An 18,709-nucleotide genomic window follows, 5' to 3' on the forward strand; every position below is an offset into this window, starting at 1 on the left:
TATTCCTTATGTGAATATTGGGGGAATATCGCCTTTTTTCCAATTTTCTTGCGTTTGCATCGCAAAATCTACAAAACAATCTTCTGCAATAGCACTTCTAATTTCTTTCATTAAATCTTGATAATAAGCAAGATTTGCCCAAGACAAAATCATCCCTGCTAGAGATTCATTGACACGTAAAAGATGGTGTAAATAGGCACGAGAATAATCACGCAATGCAGAACAATGAGATTCTGCATCCAAAGGACGCATATCATCGATATGCCTTGCATTACGCAAGTTTATTTTACCAAAACGAGTAAAAGCAAGACCATGTCTTCCTGCACGGGTAGGCATAACACAATCAAACATATCTACCCCATAACTTACCGATTTTAAAATATCATCTGGTGTACCCACTCCCATTAAATAATGTGGTCTTTCAACAGGTAATATGGGCAAAACATTTGATAAAATATGCAACATCACTTCTTGTGGCTCACCAACTGCTAAACCACCAATCGCATAGCCCTTAAGATCTAATTCTTTTAAACGTTCTGCAGAAAAAGAGCGAAGATTAATATTATCACCACCTTGCACAATACCGAACAAAGCTTTACCTGGTTGATTACCAAATGCTACAAGGGATCTTTCAGCCCATCTCAATGATAATTCCATTGCGCGTTTAAGCTCCTTATCCTCAGCAGGAAGCGCTAAACATTCATCGAGCTGCATTTGTATATCAGATCCAAGAAGATTTTGAATGTGAACCGATTCTTCTGGTGAAACACGATAAAGACTACCATCAATATGACTCCTAAACCGAACACCTTGTTCATCAATAGAACATAATTTTGAAAGAGACATCACTTGGAAGCCACCTGAATCCGTCAGTATTGGCTTAAACCAACGAATAAATTTATGTAATCCCCCCAAACGTGCAATACGCTCAGCACCAGGTCGTAACATTAAATGATAAGCATTGCCTAAAATGACATCTGCACCTAAATCACGCACTTGATCAAAGTACATCGCTTTAACAGTTCCGGCAGTACCAACTGGCATGAACGCTGGCGTTTTAATAACCCCTCTAGGAGTAATAATTTCGCCTAGACGAGCACTACCGCTGACAGCTTTAAGATTAAAATGAAAATTTTTATCCACATTCAACATTTCTAGAAGGAAACATAATATTGTTATTATTGCATCAAAATTCTCATAAAGAAGAAGAGATAATCGATTTTAATAGCAATCATCTTTTATCCTCATTATCATACTGTCACTATGGGAAAAGATTATCAACACAATACAAAACACTCCGAAAAGGAATCTTAATTCCTGTAGTTTTCAGCATTCTTTATTTTACAATTTCCAAAAGTATTTTCCCATTATCTCATTTCAAAAAACATTATCGTTTTTGAAAAAGCAAGCTCGTATCGCCGTATGAATAAAAACGATATGCATGAGAAATAGCATGTTGATACATTTTCTTTGTTTCTTCTATTCCACAAAATGCTGATACCAACATTAATAAAGTTGATTTCGGCAAATGGAAATTACTCATTAATATATCAACCGCCCGAAAGCGATATCCTGGAGTGATAAAAATATTAGTGAAGCCAGACCATGGATTTATGATTCCATCTTCTGTTGTTGCAGTTTCTAAAAGACGCAATGATGTCGTTCCAACAGAAACTATACGCCCTCCTCGGGATTTGACGGAATTTAGTGCTTGTGCTGTTGGCGCGTCTATAAAACCTATTTCACTATGCATAATATGATCGTCAGTATCTTCTACTTTTACTGGCATAAAAGTTCCTGCACCAACATGTAAAGTCACGAAATATACCTTAATACCAATAGAAATAAGCCTAGATAAAAGATTAGATGTAAAATGAAGACCAGCTGTTGGCGCTGCTACTGAACCTTGGATTTTAGCATATGTCGTTTGATAATCAACATAATCACGTGCATCTATAGGACGTTTTCGCGCAATATACGGAGGTAATGGTATAGTGCCTACCAGAGAAATTTGTCTCTCTAATTCTATACCAGAAATGGAAAAAACTAATAAAATTTCCCCTGTATTCCACTTGTCTATAACCGTAGCCTCTAATCTAGACTGTCCATCCTGTGAAAAAAAATGAAGTATATCTCCTTTTTTGATCACTTTACTTGGACGGGCATATACACTCCAACTATTAGGAGAAACACGCATATGCAAAGTACAAGATATCTCCTTCTCTCTCCTATTTATATGACAGAAACGTACTCCATTTAATTGTGCTGTTATAACCTTAGTATTGTTAAATACAATTGCATCATTAGAATTTAAAAAAGCAGGCAGATCAGATACTAAATGATCTGAAATTACCAAGGGACATGATAAATTTGGATGAACAACCATAAGACGTGCACTATCCCGTGGGAATACAGGTCTTAATGCAATTCTAGAAGGTGGAAGATCAAAATCAAATTCCTTCACCATCATAGTTGCATTATCTCCTTTATTTTTTAATCATCTGAATAATATGACAACACCATCAAATGACATATTTTATTGGTAAAAAATACACTAGGAAAAAATTATTACAAATCATTTTTTTAGGAAATATCAATCGTATATAACAAAAACGCGAATGTAATCAAGAAAATATCGTATTAGGAAACAATTTTATAGAATCATATTTAACAAGAGAGATGACGATGTTTTTTAAAAAAAACACAAACAGGATCTGGGACAAAAGACGTTATATCTGCATCTATTGAGATAAGATGACGAATTAAAGTGGAGGTTACATACCGAGAAGATTCCTTAGCGAAAAGGGCAATAGTTGCAATTTCCGGACAAAGACAGCGATTCACAGATGTCATACGCATTTCATAATCAAAATCTGTCATATCTCGCAAACCACGTACTATCACTTGAGCAGAAATATCTTTTGCTAAATTGACTGCTAACCCTTCAAAAGAGATAACAGAAACTCTATTACTGCTATCAGGAATAAAATGAAAAATAGATTGCTTAATCAACTCCGAACGCTCTTGAATTGAAAGAAAACCTTTTGTTTTAACAGAGTTACAACCAATAGCTATGACTAGATCCTCAACAAAAGAAAGAGCTTGAATGATTATATCCATATGTCCATTGGTAATAGGATCAAAAGACCCTGTATAAACAGCCTTTCTCATCATGAACGAGTAATCCTTTTCTAAAAAATAATTGATAAAATTTATTGATTGATGCAATAGAATGAACGTGTGAAGATTATCAGGTTTAAATACGATACCGATACCATCATTTCAAATTTTAATACGATATTTACCATAAAAAATCATTATCACCAATTTCTTACTGAAGTAATACTACATAATCTGCCATTTAAAAAACGATACAATTAGAACACAACTATTCTAAAAATAGAAGCCGACCTCATGGTCTCATCGCTTCGATGTAATCCTTAGAATAGAATAACATTGGGTACCTGACCATCTATTAGGTTTAAATTTTTAGAACAATACCATGTTAAACAATTTCAAATAATATTAACCATCATTATTTTTACCATAAGCCACACGCCAAAATTATTCTGAAACAATCAAAGATCAGCTGTTTTTCTCCTGCCTAAATATTTTTTTCACAAAGGGAAGATTATCATTATTCCCTATCCCATCGGAACAAAAAACACGACTATATCTTAACTATCAGTTTTATCAGTTCTTCAAATAATATCCCCGAAATCACAGTATAATCCGAGTGATAACAATCCTTTTTGTCTTCGCAGAACTCTGCATACTAAAGAAAATTTGTTTATTCTGTTGACTCCGCTTCATCAACTATCTCAGATTCTCTAATGCGTTCTACTGATACTACCCTTTCATCTTTCGCAGTAGAAAAAATAACAACCCCTTTGGTAGCACGGCTAGCAATTCTAATCTCATTGACTGGTACTCGAATAAGAGTTCCTTTATCCGAAACAAGGATGATTTGATCATTATCGTTAACTGGAAATACCGCTACCAATGCTCCTATTTCATTTATTTTTGACACATCAGTTGCACGAATACCTTTTCCGCTACGATTAGAAATACGAAAATCATAAGAAGATGTTCTCTTCCCGAATCCTTTTTCTGATACAGTTAAGATAAATTGCTCTTTTAATTTTAATTCTTGACAACGCTCTTCCGAAATATTGCCCTCAACAGAAGAATCATTTTTAAGAGAAGTAATTTCTTCCGTATCACCTGAAATAAGACGACGTTGGGCGGACATATGTTTCATATAACAAATTCGTTCATCATAATCCGCATCTGCATGAAGAACAATTGCCATAGAAATAACTTGATCACCTTTAGCAAGTGATATGCCCCTAACTCCGACAGAATTACGTCCCGCAAATACTCGTATAGCAGAAATCGGAAAGCGGACACATTGTCCAAGTTTAGTAGTCAACAATATATCATTTTCTTGTGTACAGGTTTCAACGGAAAGAATCTCATCTCTTGAATCTAATTTCATCGCAATCTTACCACTACGATTGATTTGAATAAAATCAGAAAGTTTATTACGCCGTACATTGCCATGCTTAGTAGCAAATACGACATATAAGTTATTCCAACTCGATTCATCCTCTGGAAAAGGCATAATCGTTGTGATACGCTCACCTTGATTTAAAGAGAGGATATTAATCAATGCTTTCCCGCGCGCTTGAGGTGATCCAATAGGTAAACGCCATACCTTTTCTTTATACACAAATCCTAAAGAAGAGAAAAAAAGAACGGAAGTATGTGTGCTCACGATAAATAGATCCGTAACGAAATCTTCGTCACGCATCACCACACCGGATCGCCCCTTACCACCACGACGCTGCGCCCGATAGACAGAAAGTGGTACTCGTTTGACATATCCGAGATGCGAAACCGTCACGACCATGTCTTCTCGCACAATGCAATCTTCGTCTTCCATATCTAATAAACCCTCTACAATTCGTGTCCGACGAGGAGTATCAAGTTCATCTTTAACCGATAGCAGTTCCTGCTTGATAATACCCAGCAGACGAGATCGCGACGACAAAATGTCTAAGCACTCCTTAATCTCTATGCCAAGACTATTTAACTCATTACGAATATCGTCTCGACCCAATCCCGTCAACCGCGCTAAGCGAAGCTCTAGAATAGCACGCGTCTGTACTTCTGATAAGTACATCGTTCCATCACTACCTATAGTATAACTTGAATCATCAATCAGATCAATTAAATCTTTAATATCAGAAGCGTTCCAACTTCTCTGCATAAGCTCTCGCCGAGCAGTTTCTGGATTAGGTGAAAAACGAATAATACGAACAACTTCGTCTAAATTAGCCACAGCAATAGCCAAACCTACCAAAACATGAGCTCTATCACGTGCTTTATTCAAAAGATATTTTGTTCTTCTTACAACCACTTCCTCACGAAAAGCAACAAAAGCCTTGAGTATTCCTATGAGGGTAAAACGCTCAGGTTTATATCCATTCAAAGCAACCATATTGACGCTAAATAAACTTTGTAAAGAAGTATAACGATATAATTGGTTGAGAATAACATCCGCAGAAGCACCTCGCTTCAACTCAATGACCACTCGATAACCTTGACGATCCGATTCATCTCGCAGATCTGCTATATCAACTATCCGCTTTTCTCTAACTAATTCAGCAATCTTTTCAAGCATTGCCGCTTTATTAACCTGATATGGAATCTCAGTAACGACAATTTGCTCCCGATCGCCTGATGTTTTTTCTATGTGACTGACCCCTCGTATTACAATAGATCCCCGACCCGTTGCATAAGCATTTTTAATGCCAGTACGTCCTAAGATCACCGCTCCTGTTGGAAAATCTGGACCACGAATAATCTCCATCAAGGCATCCAGATCAATATCAGGATTATCAATTACGGCCACACAACCATCAACCACTTCTCCCAAATTATGAGTCGGGATATTGGTAGCCATGCCAACGGCAATACCGCCACCACCATTGACCAGCACATTGGGATATCTAGCACAAAGCACAACAGGTTCTTGAAAAGAGCCATCATAGTTAGGGCGGAAATCAACAGTATCTTTACCAAGATCATCTAGCAGAAAATGCGCTGCTTTCTGCAAACGACATTCAGTATACCTTTCTGCTGCCGGAGGATCTCCATCGACTGATCCAAAATTTCCTTGTCCTTCAATTAACAACAAACGCAAAGACCAGTCCTGTGCCATACGCGCCAATGCGTCATAAATGGCAGCATTACCATGTGGGTGGTATTTACCCATCACCTCTCCGGAAATACGTGCGCACTTCACATATTTTTTATTCCATTCTACGCCCATCTGCATCATACCAAAAAGTATACGACGATGAACAGGTTTTAACCCATCTCGCAAATCAGGGATAGCACGGCCTAAAATGACATTAATTGCATAAGTAAGATAAGAATTTTGCATTTCATCTGTTATTGAAACAGAAGTTATGCCCTTCTCCTCTTCTTCATCACTAGATATAATATGCTCGGTCAATGGATTTCATGATCCTCTTATAAAACTGTTAGTACACGTTACCGTATCAGTACCCCTCGTACAAGCGAAAAGTATAAATAGAGGGCACTCCAGTAGATCAAGAGATCACATCTACTGAATCTAATTCTTATATACGATTACTAAAACGGAATCTCATCGTCAAGTTCATCAGAGAATACACTCTCTTCTCGTGGTGATGAATAGCGGTTACCAACAACATTTTCCTTTAAATTATTACTATGCTGTTCACTCCTCTGTTCTTCACCTTGTAAAGAATCTCTACGCCCATCTAACATAACCATACTACGCATAATAATCTCCGTCGTATAACGGTTATTACCAGATTGATCCTGCCACTTACGAGTTTGAAGCGAACCTTCTATATAAACTTTAGAACCTTTGCGAAGATACTGTTCCACAATCCTACAAAGCTCTTCAGAAAAAACGATGACGGAGTGCCATTCTGTTTTTTCACGACGTTCATTCGTAACACGATCTTTCCAACTGTCAGAAGTAGCAATACGAATATTTACAATCTTACGCCCATCTTGCGTATGCCGCACATCCGGATCTGCTCCGAGATTTCCTATCAAAATAACCTTATTGAGACTTGCTACCATTTATAAAACACCCCAATTTCCTTAGTTGCTCATAGAATTCTTCATCAATAAAAACCAACTCTATTCTAAAAATATGGAATCGATATATTATATCCCTTTATTCGTATATGCTATTTTTCTATACTACTTTACAGGTGATTCTTCCTACCATACATAATAATTTGTACTAATATCCTCATCCAACACAGATTCTATCAAACATAATGAGTAAAATCAAAAATATTTCCATTCGCGGTGCTCGGGAACACAATCTTCAGAACATTAGCATAGAATTGCCACGCAATAAATTAATTGTCATGACTGGTGTTTCTGGATCGGGAAAATCCTCACTAGCTTTTGATACAATTCATGCCGAAGGACAAAGACGATATGTAGAAAGTCTCTCTACATATGCACGACAATTTTTAGGAACCATCAAAAAACCAGATGTAGAACAAATTGATGGCTTATCTCCTACCATATCCATTGAACAAAAAAATACATCTCATAATCCTCGTTCTACTGTTGGTACCATAACCGAAATCCATGATTATTTGCGCTTACTGTTTGCACGAATAGGCATTCCCCATTCTCCCACAACAGGACTCCCTATAGAAAGCCAAACTATCAGCCAAATGGCAGATCGCCTTCTTTCATTTGAACAAGGAACTCGCATGTACTTGCTAGCTCCTATAGTACGAAATCGCAAAGGAGAATATAAAAAAGAGCTAGCAGAAATACTCAAAAAAGGATTTCAAAGAGTGCAAATTGATGGGGTGTTTTATCATATATCCGACGCACCCGACCTTGATAAAAAATACAAACATACTATCGAAGTTGTTGTAGATCGCATTGTCGTTCATGAGAATATCAGAGAAAGAATCGTCAATAGCCTGAGAACTTGTCTGCAATTAACCAATGGTTTAGCTATTGCCACTATTGCGGATTCTACTTTCCATAATGATGAAAAAACAAGCCCAAATCTGTCTCATAACTCCTCTGATCATATTCTTTTTTCTGAAAATCTTTCCTGTCCTGTATCAGGATTCAGTATCGCAGAGATAGAACCTCGTATTTTTTCTTTCAATAACCCAGCAGGTGCCTGCCATCATTGCGATGGGCTGGGAACAAGACAAAAAGTAGATGAAAAACTTGTGATCCCTAATTCAAAATTAGCATTAAATAATGGCGCCATCGCTCCTTGGTCAAATCCTTTATCCGCATATCATACCAACATTCTCACCGCTTTAGGGAAAGATCTAGGATTTTCTATCAATGATAGTTGGGATCTTTTATCTAATGAAAATCAACAAATACTTCTTTACGGAACAAAAAAAAACAGCATTGCCCTAGCTCGTCATAAGAAATCTTCATATTCCAATCTATCCTTCAGGGGAATCATTCCAACCTTAGAAAAACGTTGGAGTGAGGCGGATTCCTCACTTCTCCAAGAAATAATACAACGATATATGTCTTCATCTCCTTGCACAATTTGTCATGGATATCGTCTTAAAGATGAATCACTCGCAGTCAAAATTGCCGGCAAACATATCGGAGAAATCGCCGATATGTCAATTAAAAAAGCACAAATTTGGTTTGAACAACTCCCCACACAAATCACACAAAAAGCCAATAAAATATCAGAATCTATTCTAAAAGAAATTCAGAAAAGAATTCATTTTCTTGTGGAAATAGGACTTGATTATTTAACTTTATCACGTAATTCCAACATGTTATCAAATGGAGAAAGTCAGCGTATACGCCTCGCATCCCAAATAGGATCTGCATTAACCGGAGTGCTTTATATATTAGACGAACCCTCTATAGGCTTGCACCAACGTGATAATACTAAGCTAATCAACACTCTCAAACATCTTCGCGATACAGGGAATACTGTGATCGTTGTTGAACATGATGAAGAAACCATGCTCGCTGCCGATCATATTGTAGATATAGGACCAGAAGCTGGTATTAATGGAGGGAAAATCGTAGCAGAAGGCTCTCCATCTCAAATTATAGCACATCCAACCTCCCTAACTGGGAAATATATGTCTGGCAAAATGAGCATTAAAATACCAGAAAAAAGACGCCAATATAATCCAAATCGAATGATTCACGTTATCAACGCACGAAGCAACAATTTGAAAAACGTCACAGGATCTATCCCTCTTGGATTATTTACCGCAATTACTGGAATATCCGGAGGAGGAAAATCTACTTTTCTTATATCTACTTTATACAAAGCAGCTGCGCGCATTATTATGGGATCTAAGTATAATCCTGGAATATATGACCGTATTGATGGGCTTGAGTATATCGACAAAGTTGTCAGCATCAATCAATCTCCTATCGGTCATACACCTCGCTCTAATCCCGCAACTTATGTTGGAGCGTTCACACCAATCCGCGATTTGTTTAGCAACCTACCTGAATCCAAAGCATGTGGATATAAAGCCGGATGTTTTTCTTTCAATGTCAAAGGGGGAAGATGCGAGGTTTGTGAAGGAAACGGTGTAATAAAAATTGCAATGCACTTCCTTCCAGATGTATACATCACATGTGATGTATGCCAAGGACAACGCTATAATCCTGAAACCCTACAAATACGCTTCAAAGATAAATCAATAGCCGATGTTCTCTCTATGACAGTTGACGAAAGCTTAGATTTTTTTGCGGCTATTCCCACAATACATAATAAATTAACAACCCTGAAAGAAGTAGGCCTGGGATACATTAAAATTGGACAGTCAGCCAATACACTATCAGGAGGAGAATCGCAACGCGTGAAACTTGCCAAAGAACTCTCGAAACAAGCTACAGGCAACACCCTCTACATATTAGATGAACCCACGACTGGTCTGCATTATCATGACATAGCCAAACTATTGAATATTTTGCACACACTCGTTGACAGAGGAAACTCTATTATTGTTATCGAACATAATCTAGAAGTTATCAAAACAGCTGATTGGATTTTAGATTTTGGACCAGAAGGAGGAGATGGCGGTGGAGAAATCATCGCATCTGGACCCCCAGAAGCAATAGCCAAAGAACCCCTTTCATATACTGGAAAATTTCTCAAATCTATCTTAAAAAACAAATGATTATAAGAATATGGTTTACTGTTATTAAAAATAATGATACCCGAACTGTATGTTGCCAATATCTCAAGTATTATACCATAGTAGAAACCATAGAGTACAACACACCTTTACCAACTAATATCAAAAAAAGATGATCTTCACATTGCGATATAAGAAAAAAATTTTCACTAAAGATTATTGTATTATTTCTTCATTACACAAAAAATAGAAGGAGAGTGTAAAATGGTTGATAAAGCTACTAGCATTATCCAAAAAATTGCACAAGAGAAGGTAAAATTCATTGATTTACGTTTTACCGACTTACAAGGAAAATTTCGCCATATATCAATGAACGTCTCCTTGTTCAATGAAAACACTCTTCTAAATGGAATCACGTTTGATAGCTCTTCTATCGATGGATGGCATTCTAAACATCCAAATTTACTTCTAATCCCCGATATAGAAACAATGCACATGGATCCATTTTATGCACAATCAACAGTAGCATTCATCTGTAACGTATATGACCCTATTACTCTCCAACCCTATAATCGTGATCCTCGTTATACTGCCCAAAAGGCAATAGATTACCTCCAAACAACAGACATAGGTGATACATTATTACTCGGAATAACAACCGAATTTTTTGTATTTGACAACGTTCATTGTACAATTTCGCCCATCAAATCAGGATTTGCATTGGAGTCCACTGAATTTTTACAAAACGGCAATAATAAAGGATATGATTCACACGCGAAGAGTAGTTATACACTGCCTCCACAAGATAAGTTGCATGATATGCGATCCGAAATTGTAAGCGCTCTAAATAACATAGGCGTTCAAATCACAAAATATCATAATCAAATAAATGATGCTCAACACTCATTCGGTTTACAATCAGAATCATTATTACATGCTTCTGACAATCTGCAAAAGTATAAATATTCTGTTCATCAAGTAGCCAATTCATATTGCAAGATTGCTACTTTTATGCCAAAACCTATCGCTTCTCATAATGGTTCAGGCATGTATCTAAATATGTCAATTCACAAAGGGGAAAAAGCGATTTTTACAGGGAATCAACATGATAGAGTATCTCTAAAAGGCCTTTATTATCTAGGAGGTATCATCAAACATGCAAAATCCTTGAATGCTTTAACAAATGCTTCAACTAATTCCTATAAACGCTTACTAACTGATAGTCAGTCTCCAACAAAACTTACTTATTCAACTCATAATCATTCAGCCTCTTGTCGTATCCCATATGAAAACAAGTCAGACAATAAAAGCATTGAAATCAGATTTCCCGATCTTAGTGCTAATCCTTATCTTGCACCTGCCGCCATCCTCATGGCAGGATTAGATGGAATTGCCAAAAAAATTCACCCTGGGAAAAATATTGATGAACTCTCTTTAGAAGAACAAAACACAATACCGAGAATATGCATTTCACTACGCGAATCCTTGGAAAACCTCGATAAAGATAGGGAATTCTTAAAAGTGGGAAATGTTTTTGACGATGATCAAATTGATGCATTTATCAACTTAAAAATGAAAGAAGTACTGAAGCTAGAAAGCAGCCCTTCCCCTGTTGAATTTGAAATGTACTGTTCAATATAAAGTGGATAGGGTAATTACTTAATCCTCGAAAATCGTCAATACTATCCTATTGGTTCAACGATTCTTTAAACCACTCCTGCAATTTTCAAAAATTAAAAAGGAGGGAAATCTCATGTCTGAAGAAGAGATAAAATAAGAATGGCGAAATCATGTAGATAGATAGTTTGTAAAGGTTTACAGAGCATGGATACAGAAGGAGAAAGACAGGGCACAACGTGCTGTAGAGGATACCCGAAAGAGCGTTTTAAGGCACTTCAACTTAATCGAGATGAAGCACAGCGGTATTTTAAGATAATACTGCTCTGTAAGAGCGTTAGCAATATTTATAGAAGTATCATATCTGTAGTAAGTCTAATTTTATTATCTACAAAAATATCTAATAAACTATTGAAGTAAAACTACTTTAGTGGAATTTTAAAATCAATTATCTATAAAATAATTTTTGAGTATTTGCAAAATGTACATTTTATATTCTCCTATATACTACTTTATTAATAGCTCAAAAGCGCAGAATTTATTCATTCTTAATCGTTTTCACGTCTCAAAGCCATCCTTCCTCATGTTCTATATTGTTTAAAGATATGAAAAAGCCAATTAGTGGTGGCTTCATCCTCCCTATGCATATTTATATTTTGATGACCCATGTTTAGCATCTATGAGAAAAAATTCAGCACCTGAATTTTTAATCGCCATAAAAGCCTTATGTACAAGTTCGATCCGATCCCTCTTTACCTATATTCTGGAAAAACGCCGAAAGGCTCTCTTTTAACAAAATTTATATTTACCTATTTGGATAATCAAATACTAACTGATTCCCTATTCAATTACGGAAGAAATAAACCCATGATTTTTTTATCCATACGTCATCAGGGAACTGTCGGTCGATTCAATATAAATTGATAAGAAAATGCACTAAAATAACTGCTAGAAAACCAATATCTTGATTTTTAGATCACCGAAGGATCAAATATTGACCAACCTGTGCGAATTGCTAAAAGTTCAAGCGCTTTAGCACCCAATAAGGAATTGCCAGAATTATCCAAACCAGGAGACCAAACAGCAATGGACGCTTTAGACGGCACAATAGCTAGAATACCTCCTCCAACACCACTTTTACCAGGAAATCCAACACGATATGCAAAATCACCAGAATGATCATAATGACCACATGTCAGCATTACTGCGTTCACGCAACGGGACTGTAGTGGAGAGATAACCGACTGATTCGTTAAGGAATTATATCCTCGAAATGCAAGATACAAACCCGACTTGGCAAGTTGCACGCAATTCATCATGAGGGAACATTGATGAAAATAAAATTTCAAAACATCCTCAATTTTATACCTTATGTTACCATAAGAACGTACAAAATTCGCAAGAGCAAAATTACGGTAACCCGTTTCAATTTCTGAATTAGCAACAACGGAATCAATATGAATTGATGCATCACCGGCAATACCACGCATAAAATTCAAAAAATTCTCTATTGCATCATCTGCAGAACTGCTCCCAAGAACTGCATCCGAGACAACTATAGCTCCAGCATTAACAAACGGATTGCGGGGAATACCATTCTCATTCTCAAGCTGTACTATTGAATCAAAAGAAGATCCTGAAGGTTCCCGACCAACGCGTTTCCAAATTTCCTCATCAAACTTTCGTAGAGCTATCGTGAGAAGAAAAACCTTCGAAATACTTTGAATTGAAAACAAAAATTCCGATTCACCTACGGAATAGACAGTGCCATCTTCTAAAGCAAGAGACATACCAAAATGATCAATACGCACCTTAGCCAATTCGGGAATATAATCTGCTACACGACCTTGACCAATTTGGGGCTTTATCTCTTCATAAATACCATCTATAATTTTTTTTAAATCCAAATATATTCCCCCAAGGTAATCTATCCCACAATATAGTTTTTAACGGGAATAAAACTCAACAACAAGATTAGGTTGCATAATAACAGGATACGGAACATCCTTGAGAGAAGACGGGATTCTAACAAAAGTAGCAACCATATTATCATGATTGACACTAATATATTCAGGCACATCACGTTCAGCGAGCTGGGAAGCTTCTAAAACAGAAGCCAATTGTTTAGATTTTTGTTTCACCTCTATAACATCACCTTCCTTACAGCGATATGATCCAATGTTAACAGAACGACCATTAACAAGTACATGACGATGATTCACAAACTGGCGCGCAGCAAAAATGGTAGGAACAAATTTAGCTCGGTATACTATGGTGTCCAAACGAGATTCAAGAAAAGAAATCAAATTATGAGAAGTATCGCCTCTACTACGATCTGCTTCTTTAAATATAGAGCGAAATTTCTTTTCACTGATATCACCATAATATTTTTTCATCTTCTGCTTAGCGCGCAACTGCAATCCAAAATAGGAAGGCTTCGACTTACGACGCTGACCATGTAAACCAGGTCCGTAGGAACGCGTATTGACAGGCGACTTCGGACGTCCCCATAAATTTTCACCTATACGACGATCAATCTTATGCTTAGATGACTCACGCTTACTCATATATACTTCCTCTCAAATTACCGCTTCCACATCCTCTATCCTCTAGAGAAACGATTAGGAAACGCACCCTCCTCTAACTTTGTTTTGCAAAATTTGACAGGTCACAAAAAATACACGTCATAGAACCGTGACCATGGGATACGTTTAATCAATAAAAAAGCAGGGTCGACTATCTTTTTTATATACTGTTATTTCTAAGCTGAATTCCTATTAAGGTCAATCCTCAAATATCATCTTACCATTTATGAATGCATTTTTTATAAAAAAGCTTTCAACTTTTCCCTTCGACACTATTATTGTTTTATACCAATCAAGATAAAGATACATTTTTTACCCGTTATTAAGAATTCTTTTGAATCATTTACATGAAAATCCATAATACAAAAAGTCATTAGAATTGTACTTGTAAATCAAGAATTTAAACTACTCCTTATCCTAAAGATCTTTTATTCGTAACTCCCCCACTTTTTATGAATCTCAAGAGGAAAGAAAATGACATCCTAAAAAGGGGTTCACAGAGACGAGTTATTGATTTATTATTCTTAAAATTTTTTTTAGTTAGTCGTCGAAATGAAAATTGCATTAATGGATGTTAGAAAATTATGGGGAGCATCTCTGCTATCATCGACAGTTATAATGAGTGACTGTGATTCATTTAGTTCTGGAACTCAAATGTATAACGATCTTAATATACATAGGCACATTAAAATATTATACCGTATAATCAATTGTTTAATCTCCTTATAACCCTTAAAACCCATCAATAATATCCTATTGATTCAACGATTATTTTTTAACCCCCCTCGCACCTTTCAACACTGAACAAAGAAGGAAAACTATGGCAAATAACACAGGATTAAGCCCTATTCAAGCAGGAGAAAAGCGGGTCAATGTCGATGATAAACGCATGTTGAATGCCCGCTCCGACGTCAATCAGTTATTACCCCTAAAATACGGATGGGCATGGGAAAAGTATTTATCTGCTTGCAATAATCATTGGATGCCAACCGAAGTACCTATGCAAGACGATCTTGCACTGTGGAAATCAAAAAACGGATTGACAGATGATGAACGCCTGATGATTAAACGTAACCTCGGATTTTTCGCCTCTTCTGAAAGCCTAGTCGCTAACAATATTGTCCTAGCAATCTATCGCCATCTTTCTAATCCTGAATGTCGACAATATCTCCTACGACAAGCATTCGAAGAAGCAGTGCATAGCCATACCTTCCAATACATTATCACTAGTCTCGGTCTTGATGAAGGAGAACTATTTAACATGTATCGAGAAGTCCCTTCCATCACCGCTAAAGCCAATTGGGCTTTACAGTATACTCAAACTCTGAGCTCTCCATCCTTCACTACTGGAACAAAAAGACGCAGATCAAGAATTCTTACAAGATCTCTTCGTTTTTTATGTCGTGTTTGAAGGAATGTGGTTTTACACGGGGTTTGCTCAAATACTATCGCTAGGAAGAGCCAATAAAATGGTGGGAATCGCCGAACAATATCAATACATCATGCGAGATGAATCACTGCATCTCAATTTTGGTATTGATGTCATCAACCAAATTAAAATCGAAAACCCCCATCTTTGGACAAAAGAGTTCCAACAAAAAAGTCGCACCATGCTCCATGAAGCTACCCTCCTCGAAATCGCCTATGCACATGAAACAATGCCAAAAGGGTTCGTGGGGTTAAATGCTCCCTCATGTGAACAATATATGCAGTTCATCGCCAATCGTCGTTGTCACCAAATCGGTTTAGAACCTTTGTTCAAATATACAGAAAACCCTTTCCCTTGGATGAGTGAAGTAATAGATTTGAAAAAGGAAAAAAACTTCTTCGAAACTCGGGTCACAGAATATCAACAAGGAGCAGGGTTGAAATGGGATTAAGCCATCAAAATCATTTCTAAAAAGCATTGAAATAAAGCGGTAACCCTTCTCAACCATAATTCCATAAACGATCGCTTTTTAACTAATTATCAAAAGTGTATACGTTGACTCAAATAAACCAATGATCAATTATTTGCAATCTACAAGTGCATTTTATGGCTATTACTAACGAAGCGATTAATTAAATGAATGCCACAAGGATTAATAGTAGCGTCTCTAATATCATCAGCCGCTACAAGAAAATGCTGAAGAAACTTATACCAAGGAGATGAAATCCAGTGATCAGAGCATCGAGGGAAAGAAAATAGGACATAGCATGTCCATGCAAAGACATAGTAAATATGATAAATTATGTAAAGCAGAAAGGAGAGCTACCACTAATCAAGGGAGGAATACCATTTCTAAAACCGAAATCCAAGAATCCAAGCAATGATATCTTGGTAAATGAGGAATGATAAAAAAAGGATCTTCATCCACATAGTCCTTTTGTACGGGGGTGATCTCAGATGACTGCCTATGCTCGTGTATCTAACCATGATCAAAAAATGACCTAGAGCGTCAGAAGCAATTTTTGAACTCTGTTATGCTCGACAAGGTTGGACTTTTGGGATTGAGATCATTGCTGATCTTGGCTCTGGTATGAACTATCGTAAAAAGGGTCTCCAATGGAAGGAAGTTCTTTTAGTCACGTATTACTTCAATATGTGTCTTCAGTATATTGGTCTTTTCAAAAAACATTTTTTACCAGAGATCTTATTGCTAAGTTTAAAAAATAATAATATATACGTTTATACAAAAAGATAAAGATTTTCCATGGATCAGAGAATTTAAATGGAATGCATTCACAAAAAATGCGATCATTATGTTTGAGTTGATAAAAAACTTATAATGTTCTTGCGTTTATAGCAATATTCTCCAAGAAAGATATCATAGTATTGAAAGAAAAAACGATGACTAACACTCGCAATGAACAAGATAGCTTCGGCACCATGAAAGTGCAAGAAGATCGTTACTGGGGAGCTCAAGCACAGCGTTCGTTAGAAAACTTCAAAATTGGAGAAGAAAAACAACCTCTTGTTATCATACGTGCACTCGGAATTATAAAACAAGCAGCAGCACGGGTTAATATAGAACTAGGCAAACTTGATCCAAAAATTGGGGAAGCAATTGTAAAAGCATCAGAAGAAGTAATCAATGGAAAATTAGACGATCATTTTCCTTTGGTTGTGTGGCAAACAGGATCCGGCACACAGTCAAATATGAATGTTAACGAAGTAATATCCAATCGTGCAATAGAAATACTCGGCGGAGTTATGGGGTCAAAGAGTCCCGTACATCCTAATGACCATGTTAATTTATGCCAATCTTCAAATGATACTTATCCAACAGCAATACACATAGCTTGCGCAGAACGCATAGTCCATCGTTTACTACCAACTCTTCGCAATTTGCATGTAGCCCTTACAAAGAAAATCAGTGATTTTCAGGATATTATAAAGATTGGACGGACTCATACCCAAGATGCTACTCCTTTAACTCTAGGTCAAGAATTTTCAGGATATGCCACACAAGTCAAAAACTCTATCAAACGCATAGAAATGACTCTTGATGGTCTTTATGAGCTTGCTCAGGGTGGAACAGCTGTTGGAACTGGACTTAATACTCCCGTAGGATTTGCCGAAAAAGTTGCTCAAAATATAAGAGACATTACAGGGTTGCCATTTATCACGGCTCCTAATAAATTTGAAGCACTGGCTTGCCATGACGCTATTGCTTTTTGTCATGGCGCGATTAATACCTCTGCTACAGCTCTCTTTAAAATAGCCAATGATATTCGTTTTCTGGGGTCTGGACCACGTTCAGGATTAGGAGAACTGATGCTGCCTGAAAATGAACCTGGATCTTCCATTATGCCGGGAAAAGTTAATCCGACTCAGTGCGAAGCAATAACACAAGTGTGTGCGCACATTTTTGGAAATCATGCCGCTATTACTTTTGCCAATAGCCAAGGACATTTTGAACTTAATGTCTATAAACCAATGATTGCCTATAACGTTTTGCAATCTATACAGCTTTTGAGCGATTCTATTGATTCATTCACTATTAATTGTATAGAAGGTATCCAAGCACGGAAAGAAAATATTCAGCTTTCTTTAAACCGATCTTTAATGCTTGTAACTGCCCTGACATCTAAAATAGGATATGACAATGCAAGTATGATTGCTAAAAAAGCTCATCACAATAGCACTACTCTTAAAGAAGAAGCTATTGCTAGTGGGCTTATCTCTGCCACAGAATATGACCTCATTGTTAAACCCGAAAAAATGATTTATCCTCATTGACTAAACGACAACGATATTACAAACATAAGCTATGCTTAACGGAATTAAAGGCATATCCATGCTAGGTGATTTTCTGAAAAAATGAACATCTATACTGTTGC

General features: G+C 36.7%; 11 protein-coding genes and 2 pseudogenes. 6 read left to right on the plus strand and 7 right to left on the minus strand.

The features are described 5' to 3' along the window. Positions 1 to 6 precede the first annotated feature (6 nt). The 5 genes from tgt to ssb all read right to left on the minus strand — a co-directional run bounded on the left by tgt (position 7) and on the right by ssb (position 7,143). Positions 7 to 1,143 carry a tRNA guanosine(34) transglycosylase Tgt gene (gene tgt, locus CD16_RS00260; RefSeq protein WP_012778398.1) on the minus strand — a complete coding sequence of 379 codons (1,137 nt, stop codon included), beginning with the start codon at positions 1,141 to 1,143 and terminating at the stop codon, positions 7 to 9. A gap of 244 nt (positions 1,144 to 1,387) precedes the next feature. Further along, a complete protein-coding gene (gene queA, locus CD16_RS00270; protein WP_012778400.1) occupies positions 1,388 to 2,470 on the minus strand; it encodes a tRNA preQ1(34) S-adenosylmethionine ribosyltransferase-isomerase QueA in 1,083 nt (360 codons plus the stop codon). 197 nt (positions 2,471 to 2,667) lie between these two features. Continuing rightward, on the minus strand, positions 2,668 to 3,174 hold the full coding sequence (coaD, locus tag CD16_RS00275) for a pantetheine-phosphate adenylyltransferase (protein WP_015452319.1): 507 nt from the start codon (positions 3,172 to 3,174) through the stop codon (positions 2,668 to 2,670). A gap of 616 nt (positions 3,175 to 3,790) precedes the next feature. Further along, positions 3,791 to 6,523, minus strand: coding sequence for a DNA gyrase subunit A (gyrA, locus tag CD16_RS00280; protein ID WP_012778402.1), 2,733 nt, complete (start codon positions 6,521 to 6,523; stop codon positions 3,791 to 3,793). A 140-nt stretch (positions 6,524 to 6,663) separates the two neighbouring features. Then, the gene (ssb, locus tag CD16_RS00285) at positions 6,664 to 7,143 is read right to left on the minus strand and encodes a single-stranded DNA-binding protein (protein WP_012778403.1); all 480 of its coding nucleotides are present in this window, start codon (positions 7,141 to 7,143) and stop codon (positions 6,664 to 6,666) included. Positions 7,144 to 7,346: 203 nt separating this feature from the next. Here ssb and uvrA point away from each other — a divergent pair, with 203 nt between their 5' ends. Further along, entirely contained in the window at positions 7,347 to 10,226 is a 2,880-nt protein-coding gene (uvrA, locus tag CD16_RS00290; RefSeq protein WP_012778404.1) for an excinuclease ABC subunit UvrA, read from the plus strand. A gap of 222 nt (positions 10,227 to 10,448) precedes the next feature. Next, entirely contained in the window at positions 10,449 to 11,825 is a 1,377-nt protein-coding gene (glnA, locus tag CD16_RS00295; RefSeq protein ID WP_012778405.1) for a type I glutamate--ammonia ligase, read from the plus strand. Between the two features lie 947 nt (positions 11,826 to 12,772). Here glnA and CD16_RS00300 read toward each other — a convergent pair. Together CD16_RS00300 and rpsD are read right to left on the minus strand one after the other, a co-directional pair. Further along, the gene (locus tag CD16_RS00300) at positions 12,773 to 13,708 is read right to left on the minus strand and encodes a glutaminase (protein WP_012778406.1); all 936 of its coding nucleotides are present in this window, start codon (positions 13,706 to 13,708) and stop codon (positions 12,773 to 12,775) included. A gap of 39 nt (positions 13,709 to 13,747) precedes the next feature. Further along, a complete protein-coding gene (gene rpsD, locus CD16_RS00305) occupies positions 13,748 to 14,368 on the minus strand; it encodes a 30S ribosomal protein S4 (protein WP_012778407.1) in 621 nt (206 codons plus the stop codon). An 838-nt stretch (positions 14,369 to 15,206) separates the two neighbouring features. Here rpsD and CD16_RS00310 point away from each other — a divergent pair. The 4 genes and pseudogenes from CD16_RS00310 (at position 15,207) to fumC (ending at position 18,608) form a co-directional block, all read left to right on the plus strand. Continuing rightward, positions 15,207 to 16,266: pseudogene (locus CD16_RS00310) on the plus strand (ribonucleotide-diphosphate reductase subunit beta). Positions 16,267 to 16,534: 268 nt separating this feature from the next. Further along, a complete protein-coding gene (locus CD16_RS05685; protein ID WP_012778409.1) occupies positions 16,535 to 16,699 on the plus strand; it encodes a hypothetical protein in 165 nt (54 codons plus the stop codon). Between the two features lie 79 nt (positions 16,700 to 16,778). Next, a pseudogene (locus CD16_RS05765) lies at positions 16,779 to 16,932 on the plus strand (recombinase family protein); the annotation flags it as partial. 284 nt (positions 16,933 to 17,216) lie between these two features. Further along, complete coding sequence (fumC, locus tag CD16_RS00320; RefSeq protein WP_012778410.1) at positions 17,217 to 18,608, plus strand: class II fumarate hydratase; 1,392 nt, start codon at positions 17,217 to 17,219, stop codon at positions 18,606 to 18,608. Positions 18,609 to 18,709: the final 101 nt, after the last annotated feature.

Source organism: Candidatus Liberibacter asiaticus, from assembly GCF_000590865.3.
Classification (GTDB): domain Bacteria; phylum Pseudomonadota; class Alphaproteobacteria; order Rhizobiales; family Rhizobiaceae; genus Liberibacter; species Liberibacter asiaticus.